The 9,584-nt window shown below is 36.0% G+C and carries 12 protein-coding genes and 1 other annotated feature; of the genes, 6 read left to right on the top strand and 6 right to left on the bottom strand.

The window, feature by feature from the left end; all coding sequences use genetic code 11:
* Positions 1-84: 84 nt before the first annotated feature.
* On the bottom strand, positions 85-573 hold the full coding sequence (locus tag AC1UFB_RS13935; protein WP_100347174.1) for a DUF4306 domain-containing protein: 489 nt from the start codon (positions 571-573) through the stop codon (positions 85-87).
* A 189-nt stretch (positions 574-762) separates the two neighbouring features.
* On the opposite strand from AC1UFB_RS13935, the gene AC1UFB_RS13930 reads away from it, so the two are divergent.
* Entirely contained in the window at positions 763-1,647 is an 885-nt protein-coding gene (locus AC1UFB_RS13930) for a diacylglycerol/lipid kinase family protein (RefSeq protein WP_025909980.1), read from the top strand.
* A 26-nt stretch (positions 1,648-1,673) separates the two neighbouring features.
* Here AC1UFB_RS13930 and AC1UFB_RS13925 read toward each other — a convergent pair whose 3' ends face one another.
* Positions 1,674-2,276 carry a YitT family protein gene (locus AC1UFB_RS13925; protein WP_100347175.1) on the bottom strand — a complete coding sequence of 201 codons (603 nt, stop codon included), beginning with the start codon at positions 2,274-2,276 and terminating at the stop codon, positions 1,674-1,676.
* Between the two features lie 163 nt (positions 2,277-2,439).
* On the opposite strand from AC1UFB_RS13925, the gene AC1UFB_RS13920 reads away from it, so the two are divergent.
* Complete coding sequence (locus AC1UFB_RS13920) at positions 2,440-2,883, top strand: GNAT family N-acetyltransferase (RefSeq protein ID WP_025909982.1); 444 nt, start codon at positions 2,440-2,442, stop codon at positions 2,881-2,883.
* Positions 2,884-3,106: 223 nt separating this feature from the next.
* On the opposite strand, the gene AC1UFB_RS13915 is transcribed toward AC1UFB_RS13920, so the two are convergent.
* Entirely contained in the window at positions 3,107-3,478 is a 372-nt protein-coding gene (locus tag AC1UFB_RS13915; RefSeq protein WP_100347176.1) for a hypothetical protein, read from the bottom strand.
* Between the two features lie 187 nt (positions 3,479-3,665).
* Between AC1UFB_RS13915 and cobT the strand changes: the two genes are divergently transcribed.
* Positions 3,666-4,703, top strand: coding sequence for a nicotinate-nucleotide--dimethylbenzimidazole phosphoribosyltransferase (gene cobT / locus AC1UFB_RS13910; RefSeq protein WP_025909984.1), 1,038 nt, complete (start codon positions 3,666-3,668; stop codon positions 4,701-4,703).
* 116 nt (positions 4,704-4,819) lie between these two features.
* Positions 4,820-4,981 carry a hypothetical protein gene (locus AC1UFB_RS13905; protein ID WP_156413431.1) on the top strand — a complete coding sequence of 54 codons (162 nt, stop codon included), beginning with the start codon at positions 4,820-4,822 and terminating at the stop codon, positions 4,979-4,981.
* 53 nt (positions 4,982-5,034) lie between these two features.
* Here the strand turns inward: AC1UFB_RS13905 and AC1UFB_RS13900 are convergent, their stop codons facing one another.
* A complete protein-coding gene (locus AC1UFB_RS13900; RefSeq protein ID WP_167556122.1) occupies positions 5,035-5,175 on the bottom strand; it encodes a hypothetical protein in 141 nt (46 codons plus the stop codon).
* A 293-nt stretch (positions 5,176-5,468) separates the two neighbouring features.
* Here AC1UFB_RS13900 and AC1UFB_RS13895 point away from each other — a divergent pair, with 293 nt between their 5' ends.
* Complete coding sequence (locus AC1UFB_RS13895; RefSeq protein ID WP_100347177.1) at positions 5,469-6,134, top strand: FHA domain-containing protein; 666 nt, start codon at positions 5,469-5,471, stop codon at positions 6,132-6,134.
* Positions 6,135-6,198: 64 nt separating this feature from the next.
* Here AC1UFB_RS13895 and AC1UFB_RS13890 read toward each other — a convergent pair whose 3' ends face one another.
* Both AC1UFB_RS13890 and AC1UFB_RS13885 read right to left on the bottom strand, forming a co-directional pair.
* Entirely contained in the window at positions 6,199-6,942 is a 744-nt protein-coding gene (locus tag AC1UFB_RS13890) for a class I SAM-dependent methyltransferase (RefSeq protein WP_025909986.1), read from the bottom strand.
* Positions 6,943-7,144: 202 nt separating this feature from the next.
* A complete protein-coding gene (locus tag AC1UFB_RS13885; RefSeq protein WP_025909987.1) occupies positions 7,145-7,609 on the bottom strand; it encodes a DinB family protein in 465 nt (154 codons plus the stop codon).
* Between the two features lie 206 nt (positions 7,610-7,815).
* Positions 7,816-8,070 (top strand) — a binding site (T-box leader).
* Positions 8,071-8,132: 62 nt separating this feature from the next.
* On the opposite strand from AC1UFB_RS13885, the gene AC1UFB_RS13880 reads away from it, so the two are divergent.
* Entirely contained in the window at positions 8,133-9,473 is a 1,341-nt protein-coding gene (locus tag AC1UFB_RS13880) for a sodium-dependent transporter (protein ID WP_100347178.1), read from the top strand.
* The last annotated feature ends 111 nt before the right edge of the window (positions 9,474-9,584 follow it).

Raw genomic sequence — 9,584 nt, 5'->3', positions numbered from 1 at the left:
TCGTTTTTCTTTATAAAAGGAAAAATAAGAAAACAGAAAATTCAGTTAAAATTTATGCGACGCTAGTGAATAATAGATAAATAATTATGATGATAAGAATGGAATCTTATGGTTTCTGATAAATTTTAAACCATAATAAAAGCTAAAAATCAGCACGAAAGAACCGGTGGTTAAGCACGTTTTCATGAGAGCTAGCCCTCCAATAGACGGACTTGCCGATAGTTTATAACCTAGCAAAAAAAGCAGAGTTGCTAGCATAAATAAACAAAAACTCATATATGAATAACGATTCTTAAAAGCAGCAACGAGAAGGAGAATAAGTAAGTACAAGCCGCTTATAAGCATCACTATAGGGAAAAATGGATAAAGTTTAGCTGCATAGATAAAATAGTCCACCTGTGAAATATCGTATCCAGAGGTAATAGGAGAAGTAGCAATCGAGGTATATTTTGCTGAATCTGTCCATTCAAACGAATCATCAGTCAAATTGGATCCCTCATACCATGTTGCTGCCGTTGATAAAAGAAATATGAAACAAGCTGCAAATAGCTGAGTCATATATTTAATTGACATAACGTGCTTCATCTCCTTCAAATAATGCCATACTCTAGGAAGATATTATATCAGCTTTTAGAAGAAGAATATTTTATTTTACAGAGTGTCATAAAACGTTCAAAATTCACATCAGAAAAAGTTCATGTTTCAACTTAATAAAAATAGGGGAACATTGACAAATAAACGTAATGTATAGGAGAGACAAACATGAAAGTAGCTGTTATCTTAAACCCAAACGCAGGTAATAAAAAATTAATTGAGTCGATTGAACTTATTTGTGATAGATTGAAAACAGCCTTTTCAGAGGTGAAGTTATACGAAACCGAGGCTCCAGGCCATGGAAGTGAAATTGTAAAAGAAATCGCTTCTGATGTGGATGTCATTATTGGAGCTGGGGGAGACGGAACCATCTATGAGCTTGTGAATGCCATTGCACCACTTGAACAATGCCCCGTTTTCGCAATTCTTCCAGGAGGAACATGTAATGATTTCTCTCGTGCAATTGGCATGAATCAAAATCCATTGAAAGCAGTAGAGCAAATTATTGCACAAAAGAAAATTGCAGTTGATGTTGGCAAGCATAATCAACAATACTTTTTAAACTTCTGGGGAATCGGCCTTGTAGCAGACGTTTCTGAGAACATTTTAGAAGATGGGAAAGAAAAGTTTGGTAAGTTCTCATATTATATGAGTGTGGGGAGAACGATTAGCCAAGTAGAACCTTTTGAGGTAGAAGTTGATAGCGATGAAACGACTTATGAGGGTGAAGCAGTAATGGTTTTGATTGGCAACGGTCCTTTCCTTGGTGGAAACCGAGCTGTTTTAGGAAATTGTTCGTTTCAAGATGGGCTTTTAGATGTATATGTGGTCAAACAAATGGCTCTTGAGCCTCTCATCAAATGGCTTCAAACAGCGCCTGGAGAAGAGCAAATGGACCCAACAAGTCAGCTGTTACATTTTAAGACAAAACGAGTAACAATTGACGCTACTCCACAGAAGACTGTAGATTGTGATGGTGAAAAAGAAACAACTACGCCCGCAACAATTTCGGTTCTTCCCCATCATTTAGATATGTACGTTGGTAATATGTAAAGCGCCTGGATATGGCGCTTTTTTTATTATGGTATCCATTTCTTTGAAGTGAAAGTAATAATCATAAAGCTGCTCATCATGATGACAATCATTGAGTAGCAAAAAGCTGTAAAACCCACGATATGTAAGCCGATAAGCATAATTAAGCTGTTCAATAGAAAAATAACAAGACCAATATTAATCGGCCACTTTGCTGAAATAATTAAAGCGATAAGATCAAAACCATCTGAGCTAACTTCATATCGAAGCATTAAACCGATTCCCATACCAGTTAGCACGCCTCCAATTATGGAACTAAACAGTAAAGGTATTTCCATACTCCCACCAATAACGTTTAGCTTTTCTGTCATAAAAAAAGAAAAGAGTAACCCAATGCTGCCATAGAAAAAATGTTTGCGATGGTAAAAAAATGCGTAAATAAAAACAGGTATATTAACTAATAAAATGGATATGCCGATTGGCAAGCCAATCATGTAATAAATAACTAAGCCCAAGCCGATAAGTCCACCATCCAATAAATGATGGGGTGCAATAAACCCATTAAGTCCTAAGCCGATTAATAAACTACCACAAAAAATAACGATTGCTCGAGTAAAAATAGTCCTCACCCTATATAAAAAGTTATTCATTAATTGTCAAAAAGCTAGTACATTGATAATATATGGGAAGTTTGTCCAGCGTATGCCTTTCTTTCGAGAGATTATTAATCTAATAGGTTGTTCTGTGAAATATCCAATTTATGCTATAATAAATAGTTGAATTTTCATACTGTTTAACTAGAGGAGTGAGCATATGGTTGTTATTAGATGTGCAGTTGAAAAGGATGTTGAACGACTAGCAACACTGATGAAAGAATACATTGTTGATTTTTACCATCAGCCGGAACCGCCACGAAAAGAGATAGTTTCTCATCTTGAGTTATTATTAGCCGATTCATCAAAAGGAGTTCAATACGTAGCTGAAGAACAAAATCGCTTGCTTGGTTTTGCAACCATTTATGTAACCTTCAGTACATTAAAGCTAAAGAGAACAGCTATTTTAAACGATCTATACGTATTGCCAATGAATCGCGGAAACAAAGTAGGAGAAAAATTATTTCAAGCATGTGAAACATACGTAAAAGAAAATGATTTAGTGGGGTTATCCTGGGAAACAGCTGTTGATAATGAAGTTGCTCAGAATTTTTATGAGAAAATGGGCGGAGAAAAATCAAGATGGCTACACTATGAAAAGTAATCGTTTATTGCAATTTATAAACAAATTATGGTATAGTATGGAAATGCATAAAGTTGTACGTTAGTTGTTATGAAAGGAAAGGAGAAACTTACGAATTGAAGAGCAATCCAATTGTACATATGTGGAAACTGTTAACCGCGATTGGCGGGTTTCTCGTTGCTTTCTTTCTTTTTAAAGTTCGCAAAGGTAAATAACAGTTATGAGTGAAAAAGCACGATTTCGTTTAGGAAATCGTGCTTTTTTGATTTGAGGGAAACGGAATGCTAATTTTATCATGGATGGAATTCTTGTAAGAGTTGTAAGTAAAAGAATCTCCTGTGGATTGCTGTATCGACATGTACAGCAGATAGCTATCTTTTGTTTCCATATAATAACTGGCATCGTCCAGCTTAAGTGAATAAAAACAATAACTGAAGTTAAGCAGCGATTGTTTTTGAATACGGGTTTCAGAATGATCTTTTACCCACTCATATAACTCAAAAACAGTGGCACAATCAGGGGATAACATAATCTTTGCTTTCTGTTGAATCTCATTAGCAGCGTTAGTAACTGAATCTTTAAACTGTTTAACAAAAGAGGAGAGTTGTTCTTTCACATTTTTCTTCCTTTCACATTTAGCCTTTTCTATAAATTGTGTTGAAACAAGAGTTTATATACGTTAACTACTTATAAAAAGAGTGAAGTAGCCGCATTGTAACAAGTGGCATGTAAAAAATATAGCCAATCTAATTTAGTATTTGATAAAGTAAGGAATATAGAAAAAATAAGGAGTGTACAACAATTTGACAAGCATACAGATTCAACCTCTAGATGTTAAAGCTGCAGAAGCAGCAGCAAAGTATATAGACACGCTAACAAAGCCTCAAGGAAGTTTAGGAAGGTTAGAAGAGCTAGCAATTAATCTGGCTGGCATTACACAAGAGATTTTTCCAACCGTTACACCACCTGGAGTACTGGTATTTGCAGCAGATCATGGGGTTGTTGAAGAAGGGGTATCAGCTTTCCCAAAAAGCGTAACTGCTCAAATGGCGCTTAATTTCTTAGAAGGTGGCGCAGCTATTAACGTATTTAGTAAGCAAATTGGAGCTCAATTTCAACTTGTGGATATTGGAATTGCCACTACTGTTCAACACAGTGAACTTTCGTGCCGAAAAGTCAGAATGGGTACGCGCAATTTTTGCAATGAACATGCAATGACGAGAAATGAAGTTGAGCAAGCGATTGAAATAGGTATAAATGAAGCAACAAGCCTAATTAACAAAGGAATAAAGTGCTTAATTGTTGGAGAAATGGGAATTGGCAATACTACTTCTAGCACAGCTCTACTAGCTGCTTTAACAAATCATAAAGTAGAAGAGCTAGTCGGCAGCGGTACAGGAATCACTTCTCAACAACTAAAGCATAAAATAGAAAGAATTGAGCAAGCATTAGCAGATAGACAATATGATGTAAAAGATCCGATTGACATTTTGTCAGCTTTTGGAGGACTTGAGATTGCAGGAATGGTTGGCGCAATGCTTGCAGCAGCTTCATACCGAATACCAATCATTGTGGACGGGTTTATTTGTACTACAGCGGCTGTGTTTGCTGTCCAAATGAATGAATTAGCTTCCGACTATATGTTTGCAAGCCATCAATCTGTTGAGCCAGGTCATCGATTCGCTCTGTCCATTTTAAAAAAAGAACCATTATTAAATTTACAGATGCGTCTTGGTGAAGGAAGTGGCGCAGCTATCGCGTTTCCACTTCTTCATTCAGCGTCTTTGATGATTAAAGAGATGGCTACATTTGCAGATGCAGGTGTTGCAAACAAAGAATAGTAAAAAGAGACTGAGACATAAGTAGTTCAGCCTCTACTATACCTGAACGATTGAGAGTTCATAACTTTTAATCGTTCAGGTTTTTTGTTGATTGTGAAAACAATGTTGGAAACAGGATGGAATGGAGCGTAGGACACTCGACTCCTGCGGGAAAGAGAGGGAAAACGGAGATCCCGCAGCGCAGCGAGGAAGCTCAGGTTCCTCCCCGCGGAAAGCGAGTGGCTGTAGCGCAATGGAACGAACGTGTTGAGACAAACCAAAGAGATGGGAACAGCTAGTGTTCGTCTTTTAGAAGCCATCATTTTGTTATGTCCCAAACTCTTTTACATCATCATATATGTAGGTTCAGCATCATAATAGAATAAATTCCATAGCTTATGCCGGTTAATAAGAACGATCCCATAATTAGTAGTACAACAGCAACACGTCTTTTAATCGCTTTAATTTCTTTTTCTTGTGCTACACGGTTCATTTTGTTTCCTCCAGTAACTTGCTTAGAGATAAGATTTGTGAAGGTAATCACATATGCATATGCCAAAATAACTAATTATTGTTTATCAAGAATAAACTGTAATTTAATTCATGAGTTTAATTATGACTATCCACTTAAACTTTGCTGAAATTATTTACTTGTACAAATTGAACATATATTATAAAAAGAGTGGATAGGTTGATAGTATCGAAAGTAACATACAATCGCAATAAATACGATAATCATAATTACATAACAAGATAAAGAAAATTCTGAAAAAAGAGGTAATGCAGATGAATGGTACACTCATTATTCAGCATGGTGCTCCGTTTGTAAATGGAACATCTGTCCCTCTTGAACAATCTACTGTTATAGTTGGACGAAAAGGAGATGGATGGTTGCCTGATTTAGCGTTTCAAAGCGCATACATCTCTCGTAAGCACTTTAAAATCACTACCAATGAAAACAACTATCAGCTTATTGATTTAAATAGCAAACATGGGACGCAAATAAATGGACAAAAGCTTATTCCCGCTCACTCATATACACTGCAGCATCAGGATCAAATATCAATTGCAAATGATACAGCTGTCTTAACATTTATTAGCCAAGACATGGACGCAACATTAGATTTAGGTCCACTATTAAATGAGATTCACACATCTAAGCAATATGAACTTGATCCCGTACTTCAAAAGATTAGAGTAAAAGATGAAGTATATGTATTATCAGAGAAGGAATATGCGTGTTTATCGTATTTACTTCAACAGCACGATACCTTCGTTTCAAAAGAAATGCTCAAAAAACAAGTTTGGCCAGAACGAGTGATGGAAAAAAATGATGTATTTGTTAATCCGGAAGAGCTTAATTCTTTAATGTACCGAGTTCGCAAAAAAATAGGACAAACGCTTGATATTCAGGTAGTGCGAGGTAAAGGGTATATGCTTCATCTTAAATAATGTCTTTGTCGTTCTAAAAGCCATGTGGTGAAGTACCGCATGGCTTTTTTGCTAATTTGTAATGTTAGATTGTTTTTACAGCCTGTACGCGAATATAAGCTGCTGGCAAGCACCATTCGTCTTGTTTGAAAAATGTTTTTTGTAACTTGTCTTCAACTCTATTAAAGATAATTTGTTTTGTTTCAGGCGTTATATTATTGAAAAGAGATGATGCATGTGTATCAAGCCAGTTACGAAGGCCATCTTCGTGCTGTAAAACGAGAGGCTGTATGAAATGAATAGCGCTTTGAACATCGAATCCATGCTGCTCAAGCAAGGAAGTGTATTCTCCAATACTCGGAAAATAAAAAGGGAGAGAAAAATTAGATGAAATAATATTGAAAACGACAAGCTGGCGCAGCACCTCGTTAAAAACAGGATAAAGGTGGTTTTGGCCATTGAACTCTGTCACAAAGCGTCCTTGTAGTCTGAGCGCGCGATAAATATTTTTAATAACAACAGTAGGAGGGTGAATAAGGTGAAGCGTGTTTTGGGAAAATACTGCATCAAACTGATCTTCATAGTCTAAATCCAGTGCATTGACGCGCATAAAGTGGACGTGAGGGTAATGATGCTGTGACTGTTCAATCATATTTTCCGACGAATCAATACCTGTTATGTTCACACCTAGAGAGCTAAGCTGATTTGCCATGTATCCGTTACCTGAGCCAATTTCTAAGATGTTTTCACCAACTTGAGGAGAGAGCATGTTCATTACATTTCCACCAAAAGACGAAATAAACGAAGAGTGTGAGAGTGTGCGGTTCATATTGATACTGCCTCCTTATTAAAGGTAGTTCGAGAACATGTCGTTCAATCAATACAGCTTAAGGAGAAAAATACGTAAGAGACAATCGATTGAATAGTAAAATTATATCACAATTCTGACAAAATAGAACGACCCTTCTATCTTTATTTACAAGCTTCTTAAAAAACAGCTTAATTGACTGCTAGTCAATTAAGCTGCTGAATTATCCCCACTTTACAAATAGAGGTAGGTCTGTATGACCCATTTCTCGAACATATACAAATAAGTTACCTTTATGATGAATTTCATGATCGATTGCCATTGACACTAATTGGCTTGCGGGCATCTTTTGACCAAATACCGCAGAGGTATCGATAACGCAGTTTAACTGGTCGTCTGTTAAAGAAGCTAGGATGTCTTTTGTTTTTTCAGTATAATGAGAGGCTAATTCCGATAAGTTTTTCTGCTCAATATCATGCTTTTCTTCCAATGGAGCAAGGTTGCCCTCTTGTGCTACTTTCGCAAATGTGTAAAAAGAAGTAAGCATGTGTGTAGTGAGTTTATATGCTGACATAGATGTTGGTGTTGGTTGATAATCATAATGATTTTCTTCAATCTTATCAATTAACATATTTGTTACATTACGATGAGCTGAAAAATGATGTAAAAGACGCTGAGATGAGGACATTAATTACCACTCCTAATATGTAAATTTTTACTTCATAGTCAGTATACCATGGTGCCTATGTAAGTTAAAAATATATGCATAAAATGACGAATTTTGTAGAAAAATAGAGAAAAAAATAAGAAAAAGTGATTGACACTATAGAGAAAAAGACTTATGATACGTATATTATAAATTTTCGAAATAAATTGACTAAATTCTTCAATATACATTTTGCGTTGATTGGGAGTAGTAGAGGATCTAATTATAACAGAGAGCTGTTGGTTGGTGTGAAACAGTATAAGATGACCTTGAACTCGCCCAGGAGCTCTTAAGATAGAACGGAATTCACTTCTTATTATATCTTAACGCATAACCTCCGTTAGAAGGTTTGTACGTGATGTACAAGTAAAGTGGATTTTAATCGATGAATTAAAATCAAAAAGAGTGGTACCGCGGAGGTCAGCTGGCCTAACGTCTCTTGTTGTAAAGAGACGTTAGGCCAGCTTTTTTTGTTGAAGAAATTTAGATGGAAAGGAACATCAAGATGAATCAAACAAATCAATGGACATCAAAGTTAGGTTTTATCATGGCAGCAGCAGGTTCAGCAGTTGGAATCGGCGCAATTTGGAAATTCCCATATGTTGCGGGAACTAGTGGGGGAGGCGCGTTTTTATTAATTTTCTTACTCTTTACGTTATTAATCGGCTTGCCTTTACTATTAGCTGAATTTGTTATTGGGCGTAGCACACAAAAAGACGCTATTTCTGCATATGAAAAAATTGCTCCAGGAACCGCATGGGTATGGATAGGACGTCTAGGAGTTATTACGAGTTTTGTCATCTTATCATTCTATAGCGTTGTTGGTGGTTGGATTATATTATATCTATACAGAAGCGTTACAAATCAATTGGTAGGTTCAACAGATGATTACGCAGCTTTATTTAATGATACAATTTCAAGCTCTTTTTCACCGGTTATAGGACAATTACTCTTTATGATTATTACGATTGTTGTCGTTGCTAAAGGTGTTCAAAATGGAATTGAAAAAGCAAATAAATACATGTTTCCAGCACTATTTATTTTATTTATTGCATTAATTATTCGTTCATTAACATTAGATGGTGCGATGGAAGGAGTAGCATTTTTCTTAAATCCTGATTTTACAAAGCTAACATCTGAAAGTATTTTATATGCCATGGGTCAATCGTTCTTTGCAATTAGTATTGGGATTTCAATCATGGTCACATACAGTTCTTACTTAAATAAAGAGGAAAGTCTGCAGCGTTCAGGTGGAATGATTGTAGGACTAAACATTTTGGTTTCAATTTTTGCTGGGCTAGCGATTTTTCCAGCTGTGTTTTCAATTGGCTTAGAGCCAACAGCAGGGCCAGGATTACTATTTAACGTACTACCAGCTGTGTTTGAACAAATTCCGTTTGGCGGCTTGTTTTTAACAATTTTCCTAGCGTTATTCTTGTTTGCTACATTAACATCTGCATTTTCTTTACTTGAAACAATCGTAGCAGCAGTAACAAAAGGGAACAGTGATAAGAGAACGAAAGCATCTTGGACTCTGGGGATTTTAATCTTCATTGTTGGAGTTCCTTCAGCTCTATCTTTTGGTGTTTTATCAGATATGACGTTTGGTGGGAAAATTTTATTCGATGCGCTTGATTATTTAACACTTAATATTTTAATGCCATTTGGTGCTCTGTTAATTTCCTTTTTTGTTTCATATCGCATGGATAAAAAAGCTGTATATGAAGAATTCATATCAGGCTCCAGAACAGCGAAATATTTGTTTAAAGCATGGATGATCTTACTTCGTTACATCATTCCAATTGTTATTGTCATCGTGTACTTGCATACGTTTGGCGTACTATAAAAACAGTAAAAAAGGGAATCGCTATTCAGCGGTTCCCTTTTACAGGCTGTTGAGAAACTTTGTTCTCAACAGCTTTTTTATGTCTGTCTTTTTTTATCAGTGGTAACACTG

This window comes from Priestia sp. KCTC 13724 (assembly GCF_056820425.1).
The sequence above is the reverse complement of the archived record's forward strand: the minus strand, read 5'-3'. Positions and strand labels throughout refer to the sequence as shown.

Excerpts from the sequence above, each read along its gene's own strand:
- AC1UFB_RS13905 (WP_156413431.1), top strand. The coding sequence starts at position 4,820 with ATGGAATGGAGCGTAGGACACTCGACTCCTGCGGGAAAGAGAGGGAAA.
- AC1UFB_RS13925 (WP_100347175.1), bottom strand. The coding sequence starts at position 2,276 with ATGAATAACTTTTTATATAGGGTGAGGACTATTTTTACTCGAGCAATC.
- AC1UFB_RS13900 (WP_167556122.1), bottom strand. The coding sequence starts at position 5,175 with ATGAACCGTGTAGCACAAGAAAAAGAAATTAAAGCGATTAAAAGACGT.
- AC1UFB_RS13880 (WP_100347178.1), top strand. The coding sequence starts at position 8,133 with ATGAATCAAACAAATCAATGGACATCAAAGTTAGGTTTTATCATGGCA.
- AC1UFB_RS13935 (WP_100347174.1), bottom strand. The coding sequence starts at position 573 with ATGTCAATTAAATATATGACTCAGCTATTTGCAGCTTGTTTCATATTT.
- AC1UFB_RS13890 (WP_025909986.1), bottom strand. The coding sequence starts at position 6,942 with ATGAACCGCACACTCTCACACTCTTCGTTTATTTCGTCTTTTGGTGGA.
- AC1UFB_RS13885 (WP_025909987.1), bottom strand. The coding sequence starts at position 7,609 with ATGTCCTCATCTCAGCGTCTTTTACATCATTTTTCAGCTCATCGTAAT.
- AC1UFB_RS13895 (WP_100347177.1), top strand. The coding sequence starts at position 5,469 with ATGAATGGTACACTCATTATTCAGCATGGTGCTCCGTTTGTAAATGGA.
- AC1UFB_RS13930 (WP_025909980.1), top strand. The coding sequence starts at position 763 with ATGAAAGTAGCTGTTATCTTAAACCCAAACGCAGGTAATAAAAAATTA.
- AC1UFB_RS13920 (WP_025909982.1), top strand. The coding sequence starts at position 2,440 with ATGGTTGTTATTAGATGTGCAGTTGAAAAGGATGTTGAACGACTAGCA.